The 17,289-nt window shown below is 64.0% G+C and carries 18 protein-coding genes; 12 read left to right on the forward strand and 6 right to left on the reverse strand.

Annotated features, from left to right (window positions below; all coding sequences use genetic code 11):
* The first annotated feature begins 115 nt into the window (after positions 1–115).
* From T281_RS06090 to T281_RS06135, 10 genes are all read left to right on the forward strand, one after another.
* Complete coding sequence (locus T281_RS06090; protein ID WP_037235785.1) at positions 116–622, forward strand: universal stress protein; 507 nt, start codon at positions 116–118, stop codon at positions 620–622.
* Positions 623–742: 120 nt separating this feature from the next.
* The gene (locus T281_RS06095) at positions 743–1,297 is read left to right on the forward strand and encodes a NifU family protein (RefSeq protein ID WP_037235821.1); all 555 of its coding nucleotides are present in this window, start codon (positions 743–745) and stop codon (positions 1,295–1,297) included.
* Positions 1,298–1,364: 67 nt separating this feature from the next.
* A complete protein-coding gene (locus T281_RS06100) occupies positions 1,365–1,958 on the forward strand; it encodes a malonic semialdehyde reductase (RefSeq protein WP_037235788.1) in 594 nt (197 codons plus the stop codon).
* Between the two features lie 71 nt (positions 1,959–2,029).
* The gene (gene tsaB / locus T281_RS06105) at positions 2,030–2,713 is read left to right on the forward strand and encodes a tRNA (adenosine(37)-N6)-threonylcarbamoyltransferase complex dimerization subunit type 1 TsaB (protein WP_210164073.1); all 684 of its coding nucleotides are present in this window, start codon (positions 2,030–2,032) and stop codon (positions 2,711–2,713) included.
* Positions 2,706–3,203, forward strand: coding sequence for a ribosomal protein S18-alanine N-acetyltransferase (gene rimI, locus T281_RS06110; protein ID WP_052037147.1), 498 nt, complete (start codon positions 2,706–2,708; stop codon positions 3,201–3,203). Before tsaB ends, rimI begins: the two co-directional genes overlap by 8 nt.
* A 38-nt stretch (positions 3,204–3,241) precedes the next feature.
* Complete coding sequence (olsA, locus tag T281_RS06115; RefSeq protein ID WP_162173126.1) at positions 3,242–4,084, forward strand: lyso-ornithine lipid O-acyltransferase; 843 nt, start codon at positions 3,242–3,244, stop codon at positions 4,082–4,084.
* A 3-nt stretch (positions 4,085–4,087) separates the two neighbouring features.
* Positions 4,088–5,497, forward strand: coding sequence for a tRNA (N6-isopentenyl adenosine(37)-C2)-methylthiotransferase MiaB (gene miaB, locus T281_RS06120; RefSeq protein ID WP_037235794.1), 1,410 nt, complete (start codon positions 4,088–4,090; stop codon positions 5,495–5,497).
* A gap of 84 nt (positions 5,498–5,581) precedes the next feature.
* A complete protein-coding gene (locus T281_RS06125) occupies positions 5,582–6,607 on the forward strand; it encodes a PhoH family protein (RefSeq protein WP_052037149.1) in 1,026 nt (341 codons plus the stop codon).
* Between the two features lie 24 nt (positions 6,608–6,631).
* Positions 6,632–7,201 (forward strand): rRNA maturation RNase YbeY, encoded by a 570-nt coding sequence (gene ybeY / locus T281_RS06130; protein ID WP_052037151.1) that lies wholly within the window; start codon positions 6,632–6,634, stop codon positions 7,199–7,201.
* A gap of 95 nt (positions 7,202–7,296) precedes the next feature.
* Positions 7,297–8,256 (forward strand): hemolysin family protein, encoded by a 960-nt coding sequence (locus T281_RS06135; protein ID WP_052037152.1) that lies wholly within the window; start codon positions 7,297–7,299, stop codon positions 8,254–8,256.
* Positions 8,257–8,366: 110 nt separating this feature from the next.
* Here the strand turns inward: T281_RS06135 and T281_RS17495 are convergent, their stop codons facing one another.
* Positions 8,367–9,383: a glycosyltransferase gene (locus T281_RS17495; protein WP_052037154.1), complete on the reverse strand. Its 1,017-nt coding sequence runs from the start codon at positions 9,381–9,383 to the stop codon at positions 8,367–8,369.
* Between the two features lie 224 nt (positions 9,384–9,607).
* Between T281_RS17495 and T281_RS17500 the strand changes: the two genes are divergently transcribed.
* The gene (locus T281_RS17500) at positions 9,608–10,429 is read left to right on the forward strand and encodes a glycosyltransferase family 25 protein (protein ID WP_052037155.1); all 822 of its coding nucleotides are present in this window, start codon (positions 9,608–9,610) and stop codon (positions 10,427–10,429) included.
* 53 nt (positions 10,430–10,482) lie between these two features.
* Here T281_RS17500 and T281_RS06150 read toward each other — a convergent pair whose 3' ends face one another.
* Genes T281_RS06150 through T281_RS06170 form a run of 5 tightly spaced genes read right to left on the reverse strand, consistent with a single transcriptional unit; the run spans position 10,483 to position 16,264 of the window.
* A complete protein-coding gene (locus tag T281_RS06150; RefSeq protein WP_037235797.1) occupies positions 10,483–11,592 on the reverse strand; it encodes an ABC transporter permease in 1,110 nt (369 codons plus the stop codon).
* A 1-nt stretch (position 11,593) separates the two neighbouring features.
* On the reverse strand, positions 11,594–12,796 hold the full coding sequence (locus T281_RS06155) for an ABC transporter permease (RefSeq protein ID WP_081796631.1): 1,203 nt from the start codon (positions 12,794–12,796) through the stop codon (positions 11,594–11,596).
* Positions 12,793–14,586 carry an ATP-binding cassette domain-containing protein gene (locus T281_RS06160; protein WP_155955128.1) on the reverse strand — a complete coding sequence of 598 codons (1,794 nt, stop codon included), beginning with the start codon at positions 14,584–14,586 and terminating at the stop codon, positions 12,793–12,795. The genes T281_RS06155 and T281_RS06160 overlap by 4 nt, the downstream gene beginning before the upstream one ends.
* Positions 14,583–15,593 carry a secretion protein HlyD gene (gene hlyD, locus T281_RS06165; protein WP_037235800.1) on the reverse strand — a complete coding sequence of 337 codons (1,011 nt, stop codon included), beginning with the start codon at positions 15,591–15,593 and terminating at the stop codon, positions 14,583–14,585. The genes T281_RS06160 and hlyD overlap by 4 nt, the downstream gene beginning before the upstream one ends.
* Positions 15,590–16,264, reverse strand: a complete 675-nt coding sequence (locus T281_RS06170) for a TetR/AcrR family transcriptional regulator (protein WP_052037157.1) — start codon at positions 16,262–16,264, stop codon at positions 15,590–15,592. The genes hlyD and T281_RS06170 overlap by 4 nt, the downstream gene beginning before the upstream one ends.
* Positions 16,265–16,448: 184 nt before the next feature.
* Between T281_RS06170 and T281_RS06175 the strand changes: the two genes are divergently transcribed.
* On the forward strand, positions 16,449–17,289 hold an 841-nt coding region (locus tag T281_RS06175; RefSeq protein ID WP_037235802.1), incomplete at its 3' end, for a proline dehydrogenase family protein.

Here is a 17,289-nt window from a genome sequence, read left to right on the forward strand (position 1 = left end):
TTTGCCAAAGGGCAGATCGTGATAAGCTTTGCTCCGAGCGTGGCGCGAAGGCCCGGAAACGAGCACCGATTTCCGCAAGCCCCGATTTGCCGGCTGTCCAGCAGGGGACGCAAAAATGGCGAACCGTGAGCCTCGCGATCTTTTCACCGCCGGTCACATGCGGAAATTCCTCGTCATCGTGGACGAGTCGCCAGAGGGCGAAACCGCACTCTATTACGCTGCGCGCCGCGTGCATCGCACGGGGGGCGGGCTCTCGCTTCTTTTCGTGATCGAGCCGATGGAAATGACGCATTGGCTCGGCGTCGAGGAAACGTTTCGCGAGGAGCAATATCACAAGGCGCGCGCCGTGTTCCGACTCCGCGCGCGCAAGCTGAAGACGTGGGGCTTCGAGGAAATCGTGCCTGAGGAGATCATCCGCGAAGGGCACCTCGCCGAAGAGATCGTGAAACTGATCGAGGAGGATCGGGAAGTCGGGATCCTCGTTCTCGGCGCCTCCACCGATCCCAAAGGGCCTGGGCCGCTCGTGTCGTCGCTCGCCGGCGCGAAGGCAGGCACTTTCCCGATTCCCATCACTATCGTGCCCGGCAATCTCACCCTCGAAGAAGTGAACGGTCTCGCCTGAGGCAGAGGCAGTTTCCGACTGCGCCGGTCGGCTTTTCACTTGAAAGGCGGCGGCAACCCTGCCTTATTAATCGGCGGTTGGGTGATGGCGCCGGGGGAAAGGGCGCAAAAGAGGAAAAACATGTTCATTCAGACAGAGATGACGCCGAATCCGGCGACGCTCAAATTTCTGCCGGGCCGCACGGTGCTCGAAGAGGGCACGCGCGAGTTTCTCACGAGCGACGACGCGGAGGGCATATCGCCGCTGGCGGCGCGTCTGTTCGAGGTCGATGGCGTCACGGCCGTGTTCCTCGGTTCGGACTTCGTGTCCGTGACAAAGGATCGCGGCGACTGGGAGAGCCTCAAGCCTCCGGTCCTTGGCGTCATCATGGAACACTTCCTGTCGGGGCAGCCGGTCCTTTCGGACGAAAGGCTCGTCGCGGAAGACGAGGATTTCGACGATGCCGACAAGGAAGTCGTTACGACAATCAAGGAGTTGATCGAGACGCGCGTGCGCCCGGCCGTGGCGAACGATGGCGGCGACATCACCTTCAAGGGGTTCCGCGACGGCGTCGTCTACCTCAAGATGCAGGGCGCATGCTCCGGCTGTCCGTCCGCGACCGCAACGCTTCGCCATGGTATCGAAAACCTGTTGAAACACTTCGTTCCCGAGGTTCAGGAGGTCCAGCCCGTCTAGTGCTCCGAGTCGCGATCCTCTATATGTTGTGCTGCCCTTGGTCGGGGCACACAATAAGAGGTAATGCATGGGGCGCCCCATCTTCGCGGAATGCCTTGACCAGATTTTTCTGAAGGCCCGCACACACACAAAATGGCAGGACAGACCCGTCGCGGACGACCTTCTGCGACGGATCGTCGATCTCACGGTCCTCGGGCCGACGAGCGCCAATCAATCGCCCGCGCGCTTCGTGTTCGTGAAATCGCCCGAAGCCAAGCTCCGCCTCATCCCGCTTCTGTCGGAAGGTAACCGCGCGAAGACGCTCGCCGCGCCCGTCTGCGCGATCATCGGTTACGACATGAAATTCTACGACCATCTCCCGCGACTTTTTCCGCACGAGAACGCGAAAGCGTGGTTCGAAGGCAAGGGCGCCTCGGTGCTGGAGACGACCGCGCTTCGCAACGGAACGCTTCAGGGCGCCTACTTCATCATCGCCGCACGCGCGCTCGGCCTCGACACCGGCCCAATGTCGGGGTTCGATCAGGCTGGCGTGGACCTCGAATTTTTCGCCGGAACGCCCGTCAAATCGAACTTCATATGCAATTTGGGCTATGGCGACCCGGCCGCGCTACGCCCGCGTTTACCTCGCTTCGTCTTCGATGAGATTTCAGCAATCGTATAATCGTATTCTATCCTTCCATCGATAAGCTCCCTTATCGTTCCCGCCAGTAACAAGAGTTGTGTCCATCAGTCGTGAGAGTTCTAGCAATCGAAACAAGCATGGGCCGCACCTCGGTCGCCGTGACATCCGCGCGGCAAGGTGAGGCTGCGCGCGTCAAAAGGCTTGAGAGCGTGCGCGGTCAAGCCGAGCAGCTCATTCCGCTCATCGGGTCGCTCATGGCCGAAGCAGGTCTGGCCTTCGCGGGCCTCGACCGCATCGCGGTGTCGGTCGGACCCGGCGGCTTCTCCGGCATCCGAACGGGCGTCGCGGCGGCGCGCGCTTTTGGGCTTGCCGCAAAGCTTCCCGTTGTGGGCGCGACGAGCTTTACGATCATGGCCGAGGCGTTCGAGCAAGGCAGCTATGCGAAGGGTGCCTACGGCCTTGCCGCGCCTGCGGGCGTGAGCGCGGTCTTTTGCCAAATTCTGAAGCCGGGCCGCGAAGCCGTGACCGAAATCGTGGCCCTGCCGCAAGCCGACTGCGCGGCCTTCTTCAACGGGAAAGCCGATGTCCTTTCCGGCCCCGCCGCCACCGCGCTGATAAACGGCGGTTTCGTTGCCCTTCCCATCGCCGCGCCGGATCTTTTCCCGGATGCGCTCACTCTCGCCGAGCTTGCGCCGGCGCTTGACCCCGCGCGCGACCTTCCCACACCGTTCTACGTCCGTCCGCCCGACGCCAAGCCCCAGACGCGCAATATCATCGCCCGCAAAGATGAGTGAGCGATCTGATTTCCTGATCGGCCGCGCGTCGCCCGAGGACGCAGCCGCGATCGCGGCACTCCACGCGAAAGCCCTGCCGCCCGGATGGCCCGAATCCGACTTCGCCGCATCCGCCGTCGAAGCGAATCGCGCCCTTCTGAAAGCCACGGATCGCGGCCGCGTTTGCGGCTTCGCGCTGTTCCAGTTCGCCGCCGACGAGGCCGAAGTCCTCGCCATCGCAGTCGCGCTGGACGCGCAAGGTCGCGGCCATGCAACGCGGCTGATGCAAGCCGCTTTTGAGCTGTGCCGCGAGCGATTCATCGCTTGCATTTATCTGGAAGTGGCGGAAACTAATGGCAAAGCGCGCGGCCTTTACGAAAAACTCGGTTTCCGCGTCGTCGCGCGGCGTGACAACTATTATCGGCACGAAAGCTCTGCGTCGGAAACAGCCCTCGTGATGAGGCTGGATACAGTGCGTTCGGCCGTTGACCCGGAGATAAGCAGCCCGTAATGAAGCGATCGTTGAACGCGCTCGGAAGTGAAGGCGGCATGGATACTCTCGTTTTTCACGGCTTTATGATGCGACTGCTCGGTTCGATCAGGGCGACGGTTCTGCTTGCCGCGTTCATCGCGGTGACGCTGCCGCTCATGCTCTTGCAATGGTTGTTCCTGAAGCTTGGGCTCAAGCAGGCGAAGACGCTGCCGAACAGCTATCACAAGCTTGTCTGCCGCATCCTCGGCATCCGCGTGCATGTCGAGGGCAAGCTCGCCAGCGATCGCCCGGTGCTGCTCGTCTCGAACCATATTTCGTGGCTCGATATTCCCGCTCTGTCGACCGTCGCGCCGCTGAGTTTCGTCGCCAAGGCCGAAGTGGGTGTGTGGCCTTTCGTCAGCCTGCTCGCTAAGCTTCAGCGCACGGTGTTCGTGGACCGCACGCGGCGCACGCTCGTGAAGGACAAGGCGGGCGAGATCGCCGAACGCCTCGCCACCGGCGACACCATCGTGCTCTTCGCGGAAGGCACCAGCAGCGACGGCAACCGCATCCTGCCGTTCCGAAGCTCGCTTTTCTCCGCCGCCTCGCTCGCGCCGAATGCCGCCAACGACAACGGCCCGGAACCCGTGGTGCAGACTGTTTCCATCGCCTACACACACCTTCACGGCCTGCCGATCCTTCGCCATGAGCGCCCTTTCATCGCGTGGTACGGCGACATGGACATGATGAGCCACGCGTGGAACGTGCTGAAAAGCGGCCCCATCGACGTGACCGTTCGCATCGGCGAACCGGTGCGGCTTGCATCGTTGCGCGACCGGAAGGCTCTCGCCGCGTTCTCCGAAGCGGAGGTTCGCCAGTCCTATGTCGAACAGGTGACGGCGCGTCCGCGCGCGGCTTGAGATATGCAGGACGCTTGCGCCCCCGGGATTGAACAAGACGCGCGGCCCACCGCTAACGCGCCCGAAAAGCGCGTCTTCATCAAGACGTTCGGCTGCCAGATGAACGTCTACGACAGCGAGCGCATGGCAGACGCGCTGGGCGCGGCGGGTTTCGTCGAGACGGGCGCGCCGGAAGACGCCGACCTCGTCATCCTCAACACGTGCCATATCCGCGAGAAGGCCGCCGAAAAGGTATTCTCGGAACTCGGCCGCCTGCGCGTGCTCCGCGAGGCTCGCCGCCAGGACGGCGGCGGCAACCTCATGATCGCGGTCGCGGGCTGCGTTGCGCAGGCCGAGGGCGAGGAAATCGCAAGGCGCGCAGCAGTTGACATCATCGTCGGCCCGCAGAGCTATCATCGTCTGCCCGAACTGATCGAGCGGCGGGCTAGCACGCGCGGACCGGTCATCGAGACCGAATTTCCCGCCGCCGAAAAATTCGCAAGCCTGCCCGCGCCGAAGCTTCGCGCGGCGCCCTCAGCCTTCCTCACCGTGCAGGAAGGCTGCGACAAATTCTGCACGTTCTGCGTGGTGCCCTATACACGCGGCGCGGAATATTCGCGGCCCGTGGCGCAGATCGTCGAGGAAGCGAAGCGCCTTGCCGAGCGCGGCGTCCGCGAGATCACCCTTCTCGGGCAGAATGTGAACGCGTGGGCCGGGGAAGGCCCGTCGGGCAAGACATGGACGCTGCCGGACTTGCTCGCCGCGCTGTCCGAGGTCGCCGGCATCGCGCGCCTTCGCTTCACGACAAGCCACCCGAACGACATGAGCGACGCGCTCGTTTCCGCGCATCGCAATCTGCCGAAGCTGATGCCCTATCTCCATCTGCCGTTCCAGTCCGGCTCGGATCGCATCCTCAAGGCGATGAACCGCAAGCACCGCATGGAGGATTACCTCCGCATCGTGGATCGGCTCCGCGACGCCCGCCCCGACCTCGCGCTGTCGACCGACATCATCGTCGGGTTTCCCGGCGAGACGGACGCGGATTTCGAGGAAACCATGCGCATGGTGGAACGCGTTCATTTCGCGCAGGCTTATTCCTTCAAATATAGTCCGCGCCCCGGAACGCCCGCCGCCGACCGCGCCGAACAGGTGCCGGAAGCCGTGAAGTCCGAGCGCCTTGCGCGGCTTCATGCGCTCCTTTTCGCGCAGCAGACCGCCTTCAATGCCGCCATGGTGGGGCGGACGCTTTCGGTGCTGTGGGAATCGCGCGGGCGCAATGAAGGACAGGTCGTCGGCCGCTCGCCCTACCTTCAGCCGGTGTACGCGGAGGGCGACCCGGCGCTGATCGGACACATCGCCGATGTGGAAATCGCGGGCGCAAGCCAAAATAGTCTTCGCGCTGTCATAAAAAATCTGGACGTTGACGCTACATAAAGAGACAATAGTGAAAGAGCGCTCGGCAAGCAGAATGCGGAGAAATACTTTTTGCCAGGTGTCGACATACCGCCACGGCGATCGATGAGCGCAACCTCGCGTCAGGCTTGGCGTGCCGGCTCGAAGCCGTCGCAATCGTCTCAATCCCTTTACCGGATTGAAATCACGTTCGACGATAACCGAAAGCTCGCCGATGTGTTGGGCGAGTTCGATGTCAATCTCGCCCTCATCGAAAACAGGCTTGGCCTTCGCGCTGTGGTACACGGCAATGTTGTCGTGCTCGACGGCGAAAAGGATACGTGCCTTCAGGGGAAAACGGTGTTGGAAACGCTGTATGGCCGCGCCAAGGGCGATGGCACCCTGTCGCAGGGCGATGTCGACGGTGCGATTCGCCACCTGACAGGCGGGCCCGGTTCAGGCGGCTCGGGGCTCGCGGTGGCGCAACCTGTGCCGAATGTCGGCGAACTCAAGACACGCAAGCGCACCATCGTCGCGCGAACCCCCGCGCAATCGAACTATATCAAGGCTCTTCAATCCCGCGAAATGGTGTTCGGCACCGGCCCGGCGGGCACCGGCAAGACGTACCTCGCGGTCGCCCATGCGGCGGGTTGCCTCGAACGTGGCGAGGTCGACCGGCTGGTGCTTTCGCGCCCCGCCGTCGAAGCCGGTGAGCGCCTCGGCTTCCTGCCCGGCGACATGAAAGAGAAGGTCGACCCGTATCTTCGCCCCCTCTACGACGCGCTCTATGATGTGCTCCCCGCCGAAAAGGTGGAACGCGGGCTTGAGACGAAGTCGATCGAAATCGCGCCGCTCGCCTTCATGCGCGGCCGCACGCTCGCGCACTCCATCGTCATTCTCGACGAGGCGCAGAACTGCACCATCATGCAGATGAAGATGTTCCTGACGCGCCTCGGCGAGGGCAGCCGCATGATAATCACAGGCGACCCTTCGCAGATCGACCTGCCCGCTGGCCAGCATTCGGGCCTCGCCCATGCGCTCGGCGTGCTCGACGGCGTGGAAGGCATTGCGCATATTGCTTTCACGCGTGCAGACGTGATTCGTCACCCGCTTGTCGGGAGAATTATTGAAGCATACGAAACAAAGCGCTAAATTAAGAAGACCATGACACCGCATATGACAGCTTCCGAAACGAATGCCTCCTCGGACCCCGATCCGAGCGGGGAAGGCGAGCCCTACCGAATAGGCACGGATATCTCGATCGAGGATGATCGCTGGGTATCCGTTGATGGGTTGGAAGACCTCATCCCCAAGCTCGTAGCCGAAACCTTGCGCGAGGCCGGTCTGACGCCGGAGGACGCCTGCGTAAGCGTGGCCCTCATGTCCGGCGAGCAGGTTCGTTCGCTGAACAAGGTGTTCCGCAGCAAGGATGCCGACACCAACGTGCTATCGTTCCCGTCGCCCGAAGCTGCACGCTCTGCCGTTCTCGAAGATGAACCCGCGTTCCTCGGCGATGTTGCGCTGTCTTACGACGCGGTCGTGGGCGAGGCGCAAGCACAGGCGAAGACGCCTCTCCAGCATACCGCTCATCTCGTGGCGCACGGCGTTCTGCATCTGGTCGGCTTCGACCATGAAGCCGATGCCGACGCCGACGCAATGGAAGCCGCCGAGCGCGTCATCCTTGCCCGCTTCGGCATTCCCGATCCTTATCGGGATGATACGAGCAACTCCGCTCAGACACTTTGACCTCCATAACAGGGCTCACACACCTCAAAGCCATGCCTCCACAAATATTGCTCGACACGGGGAAATCGAAGCCTTCCGCTGGATGGTTGCAGCGGATGGCCGCCAATCTCGGGTTCGCCAGCAACGAGACGTTGCGCGACACGCTTGAAAGCGCCATCGCCGAAAGCGCAGGCGAAGACGACAAGTCGATGTCGCAGCAGGAGCGCATGATGCTCCTCAATGTGCTGGGATTTGGCGAATCCAAGGTTTCCGAGATCATGCTCCCGCGCGCGGACGTGGTGGCGGCTGAGGAACAGCAAACGGTCGGCGACCTGCTCGCGCTTTTCGCGCAGGAGGGCCACGCCCGCATACCCGTCTATCGCGAGAGCCTCGACGACGCCATCGGCATGGTCCACATCAAGGACGCCATGGTGTGGGTGATGAAGCACGGCGCCAAAGAGGGCCAGGTGGACCTCAGCCAGGACGTGCTGAAGACGACCATCGCGGATTCGAAGCTGGTCCGCGAGGTTCTGTTCGTGCCCGCTTCCATGTCGGCGCTGGCTCTCCTCGCAAAGATGAAGGCGAAGACGACGCATCTCGCCATCGTCGTGGACGAGTTCGGCGGCACTGACGGTCTTGTCACCTTGCAGGATCTCGTGGATTCCATCGTGGGCGACATCGCCGACGAGCATGACGACGCCCATGAGTTCTCCATCGCGGTCAAGGACGAAACCTTCGTTGCGAGCGCCCGCGCGCCGATCGAGGATGTGGAGCAGGTGCTCGGCCTGTCCCTCGCCACGCCCGGCGTGACCGACGATGTGGATACGCTCGGCGGCCTGATTCTCGCAATGGTTGGAAGTTTCCCGAAACGCGGGCAGCTCATTCACCATCATTCAGGCGTGACGTTCGAGATCATGGAAGCCGGGCCGCGCCGCCTGCATACCGTGCGCATCTTCAAGCAGCGGGTGCTCAACGGACCGGAAAAGCCGCTTCTGTTGCCCGCGCCCGACGACGATGTCAGCCATGGCGGGGAGCCTGTCTCACGCACTGAGCTTCGCGACGCAAGAGCCGCTTGAGTTTGCAAAAGTGGACGCGCAATTCGCTCTGGCCATCAGAACAAGAACTTGGAGCGGGCTGATAACGGCCGCTCCTTCAGCATCGACCGGATGAGTACTCGCCGCCCGATCTAGCGCGGCGTAGCGAGCCGCTCGAACAGCGCTTCCCACTCACCCGTGCGCGCATCCCAAGTAGCGAGCGCGCTGTCCGCGAGGCAGGCGCGGTGCATCCTTGTCCAAAGCGCGTCGTCGGCGAGAAGCGCTGCGCTGCGTGCGATGAACTCGTCCCTGTCCTTCGCGATGAACCCCGTTTCGCCGTCGCGCACGCGCTCGCTTAACGATCCTTCACCGAGCGTCACCACCGGCACCCCCGATGCAATCGCTTCGGCAGCGGCGAGGCAATAAGTCTCGTCGCGATGTCCGGGGATGAGCTGAACACGCGCGCTCGCCAGTTCCTGCACAAGCGCACCGCGCGCGACGCTGCCCCGGAACAGGACGCCCTCCAGCGCGGCCTTGGCGGCGTTGGCATTCGCCTGATGTGCCTTCGGTGCAAACACGTCGAACCGCGCGCCCGGCACCTTGGCTCGCACTTCCGGCCACAGACCGAGAAGCCAGTCCAGCCCGCGATAGGGCTGCGAGGTGAAGATCGCGCGCGGCGGAGGCGCTGCGTCGGCGATGTTTTCCCGGTGAAACTCCTCGGCGATGCCGTGATGGATGATGCTTCGACCGCTCGACGGTAGCCAGCGCGGGACGTTGCGGACGTGGTAGTCGCCGAGAAGCACGAAATGCGGCCGCGCCTTCAGAAGCGGCAGAACGGAACCTCGACGAACCTGCCGAAATCCCTTCAGCGGATTGTGCAACCACAGGATGGGGACGCGGAACGAGGCCATCCAGAAAGCCTTGGGGGCTGCAACCGAAATCCCCACGTCGCCCCGCGTTCGGGCGCGGGCATCCTCGATCGGCAGGTACTCGACGCCGAATGTACGCTGTCGGCTCGCGACACCGTTGAACACACGCACGTCGTGCCCGCGCTCCGTGAGCGCCTCCGCAAGATGCACGACGGAGCTTTGCGTGCCGCCCATTGAGCCGGTCCTGAGCGTTTCGCCGGTGTAGGCGCTGCCGGGATGCAGGAAATCGATCAAGTTCATGGCGCGCGCCCCCCGTTTTGCACACCTTCTTATGCGGGAGTTATCCGCTGCGCCAGTGAACTCGCGCGCGCAATTATCAAGAGACCTACTCGCAAAATTGCTGCTCGGAGCGGGCGGACGCGCGATCCACAAATGTGTCTTTCTATTTTGCAACAGATCCCTTAAAAGAGCCGTGATAATCTCGGAAGAACGTTTCGTTCAAACTTTCTCAGCGACGGCGCGTCATGTCTTCGATGCCTATTTTCCTGCTTAACCTTGACAGCGCGCCGCACCGCCTCGCCGCGATGAAGGAGCGGCTCGACGCGCTCGGCCTCGCGTTTGAGCGCTTTCCCGCCGTCGCCGGCAAATTGTTGAGCGAGGACGAACTCGAAGCCGTCGCACCGGCGCACCTATGGGAAGGACGGCGGCGCCGCAATCCGGGCGAGATCGGCTGCTTCCTGAGCCACCGTGCGATTCTCGAAACCATCGTCGCGCGAAACCTGCCGCTCGCTTGCATCCTCGAAGACGACGTGCGCCTTTCGCCCGATTTCGCGGCCATCCTCGACGCCGCGCGGCATCTGCCCCCGCAGGTCGATGTGCTGAAGCTGGAAATCGCGTTTCCCCGTGCGAAGATCCCTTTCATCGAGATATCGGCTTTTGCTGGCCGCGATCTTGTGTTTCTGCCGTCAGGCGGCTGGCCCGGAGCCGCCGCCTACATCGTGACACAGCGTGGAGCGAAAGCGCTGATAGCTCGCATGCCGGTGATGATCGCCTCGAACGACCGCCAGGCGTTCGACCCGCCCGCCAAGGATCTCGCGATTTTTCATCTGTTCCCGCTCCCCGCAGTGCAGGAAGGAGAAAGCGAGATGGACCGCGCACCGAATCCACCGAAAGCGCCAAAGCCGCACCGCTCACTCGCTCGCATGCTGCATGATGCCCTCGGAAAGGCCGTGCGCTCGGTCAACAAACGCGCCGCGCAACTGCGCTTCCAGATGAGCCTCCTCGGTGCGAGGAAAGCGCTGCTCGGCCGCCGCACCCGCAAGCGCGCCGACCTCGTGCGTATCTGAGGCTCATCCCGCGAACCGCCGCCTGGCAAAAGCTGCGTTGGCCCGCCGCTGCTCTACGAAATTTTCCGCCGGAACAGCCACCCCGCCGCGGTCAGCGTGAACACTGCGATGAACAGCATCGGCCAGATGCGCTCGGCGACGAGCGCCATCGGCATGTCGCGCAGGAAGACGCCGCGCACGATCACCAGAAAATGCGTCAGCGGATTCATGAGCGCGACGGGCTGGAGCCAGTCCGGCATGTTCTGTACGGGGCTTGTGAAGCCCGAGAGCATCATCGCCGGCATCATGTAGACCATCGCGCCCAGCATCGCCTGTTGCTGCGTCGAGACGAGCGAGGAAATGAACAGGCCCACGCCGATGATGGCGAGCAGGAACACGAACAGCCCCGCATAGAGCACCAGCGGCGAGCCGAGCATCGGGATGCGGAAAAACTGCGTCACGATCAACATGATCGCGGTCGCCAGCACGAAGCCGACGATGAGGCCCGGCACCGCCTTGCCGATGAGAATTTCATGCGGCTGAAGCGGCGACACGAGAAGTTGCTCGAAGGTGCCGAGTTCGCGCTCCCGCGCCACCGACATCACCATGATCATGAGCACGGTGGTCATGGTGAGCGTCGCGACGAGGCTCGGCACCATGGTCGTGGCATAATCACGGTTCGGGTTATACCAGGAGCGCTCCACCACCGTGCTGATGTCGGGCGGGTCGGTACCGCCCATGGCCTGATCGATCGCGAACTGGGTCACGATGCTGCCGATATAGCCGTTCAGGATCTGCGCCGTGTTCGATTTCCGCCCGTCGAGGATCACCTGCACGGTCGCCGGTTCGCGCGCTGCCACCTTCCGCGAGAAATCCTGCCCGATGCGGACGACGGCCACAACGCGTTGGCTGTCGATGACGGGCACGATCTCGCGGTCGCTCTTGAGCCAGAGGATCGGCGCGAAGGCGGACGAGCGCTCGAGGCGGGTCACCAGCTGACGCGAGGTCTCGCCCCAGTCCTCGTTCAAGACCGCGATGGAAGCGTGCTTCACCTCAAGCGTCGCCGCATAGGCATAAAGAAACACCTGCATCAGCGGCGGTATTATAAATGCAATACGCGCTTTGGGGTCGCGAAACGCGGCGAGCAGTTCCTTGACTATGAGCGCGAGCAGTCTCGGGGGCATGTCAGTCGAGCCTCATTTTCGAGAAACGCGCCGTCAGCAGCATCAATACCAGGCTCATGAAGGCGAGGATCAGGATCGAAGGCACGAGCACTGCGCCCACATCGCCCGCGAGGAAGATCGTCTGGAGACTCCGCACGTAATACTTCGCGGGGATGATGGCCGAGAACGCTTGCAACGGTCCGGGCATGCTCGAAATCTCGAAGATGAACCCCGAGAAGAACAGCGCGGGCAGGAAAGCCGTTATCATCGCGATCTGGCTTGCGAGGAACTGCGACCGCGCGAGCGAGGATATGAGAAGCCCGGAACTCAGCGCCACGAGCAGGAAGGCCGTCGAGGCGGCGAGCAGCGCCCACACCGATCCGCGCATCGGTACGTCGAACACGAAGATCGCGAACAGCACCGAGACCGCCATCGCGCACAGGCCGAGCACAAAGTTCGGCACGACCTTGCCGACGAGGAATTCCGTCACGCTCGCGGGCGTCGCCAGCAGCGCCTCGATGGTGCCGCGCTCCCATTCGCGCGCCACGACGAGCGCTGTCAGCAGCGAACCGATCATCATCAGGATCAGCGCGATGGAGCCGGGCACGAGGAAGCGGCGGCTCTCAAGCTCCGGGTTGAACCAGAAGCGCGGGTCGGTGGAGATGGGGGCCGCGCCTTCCTTGCCGCCCGATAGCGCGGATTGCAGGAGCCAGCTTTGCCACGCGCCCTGCGCATAGCCGTTGACGAGCGAGGCGGTGTTCGGGTCCGTGCCGTCGGTGATGATCTGCACGGCGGCGGAATCGCCCCGGCCGAGCCGCTCGGAGAAGTCGCCCGGCAGCACGATCACGCCTTCGAGGCGCGAGGCGGTGAGATCGTCGAGAAACGCGCGCCGGTCATGCGCGACTTGCACCCTGAACCACGGCGTGTTGCTGAGCGAAGCCTCGAACCGCGCCGTTTCAGGGGTCGGCTCCTCGATGACGAGGCCGATGCGCATCTTCGTCACGTCAAAGGACACGCCGAAGCCGAACAGGAACAGGAGCAGGATCGGCAGAACCACCGCAATCACGAGGCTGCTCGGGTCGCGCACGATTTGCAGCGTCTCCTTGCGGATGAGCGCCTTCATGCGGCGGAAGCGGCCGGTTCGGTCGCGCCGCGCTGCATCGGGTTCCGCTGGTGCGGCAGCCAAAGGGGCCGCGTCTGTTGGTGTGCGTTCGAGCGTCGTCATGCCGCCGTCCCGAGGCGCGCTCCCGCGCCTTCCGCCTGCCGTTGGCTATCCTGCTCCTCGACAAGCGCGATGAACGCGTCCTCAAGCGTCGGGTTGGGAAGCTCGGGCGTTTTCACCCGCGCCTGCAACGCGTCCGGCGTATCGAGCGCGATGCAGCGCCCGCGATAGATCAGCGCCACGCGGTCGCAATATTCGGCTTCGTCCATGAAATGCGTCGTTACCATCACGGTCACGCCGCCGGACACCATGGCGTTGATCGTGCCCCAGAACTCGCGGCGCGTAATCGGATCGACGCCGGAGGTCGGCTCGTCGAGGAACAGCACGGGCGGGTTATGCAGGATCGCCGCCGCGAGCGCGAGGCGCTGCTTGAAGCCGAGCGGCAGTTGCCCCGCATTGGTTGAAAGATGCGGCCCGAGGTCGAACGCGGCGATGGCGCGCTCGATGGCTTCGCTTTTTGCGCGTCCCATGAGCCCGTACGCGCCGCCGAAGAAGTCGAGGTTCTGCCGCACGGTCAAATCGCCGTAGAGCGAGAATTTCTGCGCCATGTAGCCGAGGCGGGACCGCGCGGCCGCAGGCGCGCTGTAGAGGTCGTAGCCATCGACGCGGGCGGTGCCGGACGTCGGGCGCAGGAGCCCGCACATCATCTTGAACGTGGTAGATTTGCCCGCGCCGTTTGGGCCGAGCAGCCCGAAGATCTCGCCGCGCCGGATCGAGAAGGAAATGTTGTCCGCGGCGGTGAAGTTGCCGAACCGCCGCGTGAGGTTCAGCGCCTCGACAGCGGGCCCTTCGCGGTGTTCGATCTGTCCGGCGGACTTCATTTCACGCGTGCGCTTCGGCTGGCCGCCGAGCATGACGACGAATGCATCCTCAAAGCGCGGTTTCGCGGGCCTGATGGTGATCGGCTGCGCCGTCTCGATGTCCTCGGGCCTTGGCGGCGGCGCGCCTTCCTTTGTGACGAGACGCACAGCGGCGCCCTGCAACACGCCGTCGATGATGTCGGGCCTTGCCAGCGCGCGCTCCAGCACGACACGCCGCTCCGCCCCCGCGCCTTCGAGCAGGAAAGCACGGTCGCCGATGCGCGCCGTCATCACTTTCGGCTCGCCCTGATAGAGCAGCTTGCCCTCGTTCAGCACGATGACCTCGGCGCAATTCTCCGCCTCGTCGAGATAGGCCGTGGTCCAGACGACGGCGACGCCCTCGCCCGTCAGTTCGTGCACCATCTGCCAAAGCTCGCGCCGCGAAATTGGGTCGACGCCGACGCCCGGCTCGTCGAGAAGCAGGATGCGCGGCGCTTTCAGCATGGCGCAGGCAAGCCCGAGCTTCTGCTTCATGCCGCCGGATAACGCGCCCGCGAGACGGTCGGTGAAGCGCGCGAGATCGGTGAAGGCCAGAAGGCGCTTGAAAGTGTCGTCGCGCTCCTTGCCGACGACGCCGCGCAGGTCCGCGTAGAGCGTGAGATTTTCGAAAACGGTGAGATCCTCGTAGAGGCCGAAGCGCTGCGGCATGTAGCCGATGGACTGATGCAACGCGATCGAGTCGCGGATCGTGTCGAAGCCGCAGACGGTGAGCGAGCCGGAGGTGGGCGTCAGAAGCCCTGCCATGAGCCGCATCAGCGTCGTCTTGCCTGCGCCGTCCGGCCCCGCGACGCCCGTCACCTGCCCCGGCTTGATGGCGAAGGACAGCGTGTCGAGCGCGGGCGGCCCGTCCGGCGTGAAGCGCTTCACGAGGTCGCGCGCAATCGCCATCGGAGCCGCGTCCGGCATCGCCTCGATGGCGGCACCGCCGGTCATGGCGCGGTGCCCGCAACCGGCGTGCCTTCGGAGGCGGGCGCAAGCTCCACCGTCACCGGCATGCCCTGCCGAAGCTCTTCATCGTTGCCATCGACCACCACGCGCAGGCGATAGACGAGCGAGGTGCGAAGTTCGTCGGTTTGCACGGTCTTCGGCGTGAACTCGGCCGCCGTCGAGATGAAGCCGACCTTGCCGCGATAGACCTTTCCGCCCGGCGTGTCGGTATGGACCGTCACCGGCATGCCGGGCCTGATGCGGCCAAGGTCCGGCTCGGTTACATATGTGCGCACCCAGACGGGACTCGTGAGGCTCACGACGAACACCGTTTCGCCCGGCTGCACGATCGCGCCGACCTCGCGAACGCGCGAGAGCACGGTGCCATCGCCCGGCGCGATGAGGTCCGCATCGGCAAGCTGCCGCTCGATGGTTGCGGTGACTGCCTTGCGCTCGTCGAGTTGCGCCTTGGCGTAGGCGATGTCTTCCTTGCGGTAGCCCGCTTCCTGAAGCCTCAGCGCCTCACGCGCGGAATTGAGCAGCGCCTCGGCCTGCCGCTCCGCCGCCTGCGTGTCGTCGAACACCTTCTGTGATCCGGCGGGGGTCTTCAATAGCGACTCGGCGCGCTTGCGTGTGATGGTGGCGTTCGCAAGCGTGGCCTCGCGCTCGGCGACCGCAGCGCGTGCCTGCGCGATTTCCTCGACGCGGTAGCCCGCCTTGAGCTTCGCATAATTCGCCGCCGCCTGATCGGCCTGCGCGCGCATCTGCGCCAACGATTCGCGGAAGTAGATCTTTTCGAGAGAGGCGAGCGTCTGTCCGGTGTGGACCCTGTCGCCCTCGTCAACCGCCAGCGTCTCGATGCGCCCGGCCACCTTGAAGCCGAGGTTCACCTGCCGCACCTCGACATTGCCATGAAGGCGCAACTCGCCGGTGGCCTCGTGGCTGACCCTGTACCACCAGTAGCCGCCGCCTGCCGCGACAATGGCAAGAGCGATGAGAAGGATGCGTTTCATTCCGGCTTCTCCTTCTTGATGAGGCCGAGCAGATCGCGGTGAGCATCTATGGCGGTCGCGTCGTCGAGCGGATCGAGCCGTCCGAACAGCGACCGCCAGATGACAACGCCCAGCAGCGGCCAGAAAAAAAGCTGCGGGCATTTTACCAGCGCGTCGCTTGAAAGTTCGCCGCGCTCGAACCCGCGCTTGGCCACGGCGCGAATTGCCGAGAGCCCCCGCGAAACCACTTCGCGGTGATGGAATTCGGCGATGCGCGGGAAGCGTGGGCCTTCCGAGATGAGAAGCTGAAGCATCTTCTCGCGCTCCGTCCCGATGATCTCCGTCTGGAACAGAGCAATGATGCGCTCCAGAATCACCGGCGCGGGCACATCGGGCAGAACCGCGATGGCATTGATCCGAGAGAGCAACGGGTTGGCGAAGCTCAGCAGAAGCTGTTCAAACAGCGCTTCCTTATCCGGGAAATAGAGGTAGAGCGTGCCCTTCGCGACGCCAGCCTTGCGGGCCACGTCTTCCAGGCGCGCGGCGGCGAAACCGTGATCGGCGAAGACCTCGAAGGCGGCGGCGAGGATTGCCGCACGGCGCTCGTCCTGCGAGGGGCGTTTGCGCTCCGTCGCGGCCGTGTCCGCCTCGCTCCGGGAGGCCACGTTTTCGGGACGATCATCTTGCGTCATTGCCAAGCTCAAAATGACTGACTGTTCAGTCATGTTACGCTCATTCTGCCCCCTCGCAACGCCTTTCTCGCTTCGCCGCTCTTGTTGCCTGCGACAAAACATCAAATATCCAAGGTGGTGCTTCAGTCAGCCCCGCGCGCTGTGCGGGTTCGCGGGCGAGGTGCGGGCGTTGCGGAGGGTCGAAATGAACATCATGGACCGGGTTTTCGAAGCCGGGGGAAGTGCCGCTCATCGCGCGGAAATCCGCAAGGCCACCCGCGCTCCGGAACCCGACATTCTTCCGCCGCTTGTCGCCCGCGCCCGCCTGGAACCCGACACAGCGGCGAATGTTGCCGCCCTCGCGCGCCGCCTTGTGACCGAGCTTCGCGCCGAGAAGAAGGGCGGCTTTGGCGTCGAGGCGCTGATGAAGCAATTCGCGCTGTCGAGCCGCGAGGGCGTGGCGCTGATGTGTCTCGCCGAGTCGCTGCTTCGCATCCCGGACGCGAAGACGCGCGACCACATCATCCGCGACAAGCTCGCGAAAGGCGACTGGGGCGCGCATGCCGGCAAAAGCTCGTCCTTCTTCGTGAACGCGTCGGCCTGGGGGTTGCTTGTTTCCGGGCGGCTCGTTTCCGCGCAGGAGGCGGAAGGGTTCGGCGCGGCGCTGACGCGTGCTGTTGGGAGGGGTGGCGAACCGGTCATCCGCAAGGCGCTGGATCTTGCGATGCGGCTCGTCGGTCGCCAGTTCGTCACCGGGCAGACGATCGAGGAAGCGCTCGACCACGCGGCGCCCTTCGAAGCCCAAGGTTTCAGCTATTCCTTCGACATGCTGGGCGAGGCGGCCATGACCGACGCCGACGCGCTGGCCTATCTCGCGTCGTACGAGCACGCCATCCGCGCCATCGGCGGGAAGCGGCAAGGCCGGAGCATCTACGAAGCGCCCGGCATCTCGGTGAAGCTCTCGGCGCTGCATCCGCGCTACACCTACGCGCAGACGGACCGCGTCGGGGCGGAGCTTTACCCTCGCCTCTTGCGGCTTGCGACGA

The organism is Rhodomicrobium udaipurense JA643, assembly GCF_000636015.1.
GTDB lineage: Bacteria > Pseudomonadota > Alphaproteobacteria > Rhizobiales > Rhodomicrobiaceae > Rhodomicrobium > Rhodomicrobium udaipurense.

Coding starts and splice junctions, on each gene's coding strand:
- T281_RS06090 (WP_037235785.1), top strand. CDS start 116: ATGGCGAACCGTGAGCCTCGCGATCTTTTCACCGCCGGTCACATGCGG.
- T281_RS06095 (WP_037235821.1), top strand. CDS start 743: ATGTTCATTCAGACAGAGATGACGCCGAATCCGGCGACGCTCAAATTT.
- T281_RS06100 (WP_037235788.1), top strand. CDS start 1,365: ATGGGGCGCCCCATCTTCGCGGAATGCCTTGACCAGATTTTTCTGAAG.
- rimI (WP_052037147.1), top strand. CDS start 2,706: ATGAGTGAGCGATCTGATTTCCTGATCGGCCGCGCGTCGCCCGAGGAC.
- olsA (WP_162173126.1), top strand. CDS start 3,242: ATGGATACTCTCGTTTTTCACGGCTTTATGATGCGACTGCTCGGTTCG.
- miaB (WP_037235794.1), top strand. CDS start 4,088: ATGCAGGACGCTTGCGCCCCCGGGATTGAACAAGACGCGCGGCCCACC.
- T281_RS06125 (WP_052037149.1), top strand. CDS start 5,582: ATGAGCGCAACCTCGCGTCAGGCTTGGCGTGCCGGCTCGAAGCCGTCG.
- ybeY (WP_052037151.1), top strand. CDS start 6,632: ATGACAGCTTCCGAAACGAATGCCTCCTCGGACCCCGATCCGAGCGGG.
- T281_RS06135 (WP_052037152.1), top strand. CDS start 7,297: ATGGCCGCCAATCTCGGGTTCGCCAGCAACGAGACGTTGCGCGACACG.
- T281_RS17495 (WP_052037154.1), bottom strand. CDS start 9,383: ATGAACTTGATCGATTTCCTGCATCCCGGCAGCGCCTACACCGGCGAA.
- T281_RS17500 (WP_052037155.1), top strand. CDS start 9,608: ATGTCTTCGATGCCTATTTTCCTGCTTAACCTTGACAGCGCGCCGCAC.
- T281_RS06150 (WP_037235797.1), bottom strand. CDS start 11,592: ATGCCCCCGAGACTGCTCGCGCTCATAGTCAAGGAACTGCTCGCCGCG.
- T281_RS06155 (WP_081796631.1), bottom strand. CDS start 12,796: ATGACGACGCTCGAACGCACACCAACAGACGCGGCCCCTTTGGCTGCC.
- T281_RS06160 (WP_155955128.1), bottom strand. CDS start 14,586: ATGACCGGCGGTGCCGCCATCGAGGCGATGCCGGACGCGGCTCCGATG.
- hlyD (WP_037235800.1), bottom strand. CDS start 15,593: ATGAAACGCATCCTTCTCATCGCTCTTGCCATTGTCGCGGCAGGCGGC.
- T281_RS06170 (WP_052037157.1), bottom strand. CDS start 16,264: ATGACGCAAGATGATCGTCCCGAAAACGTGGCCTCCCGGAGCGAGGCG.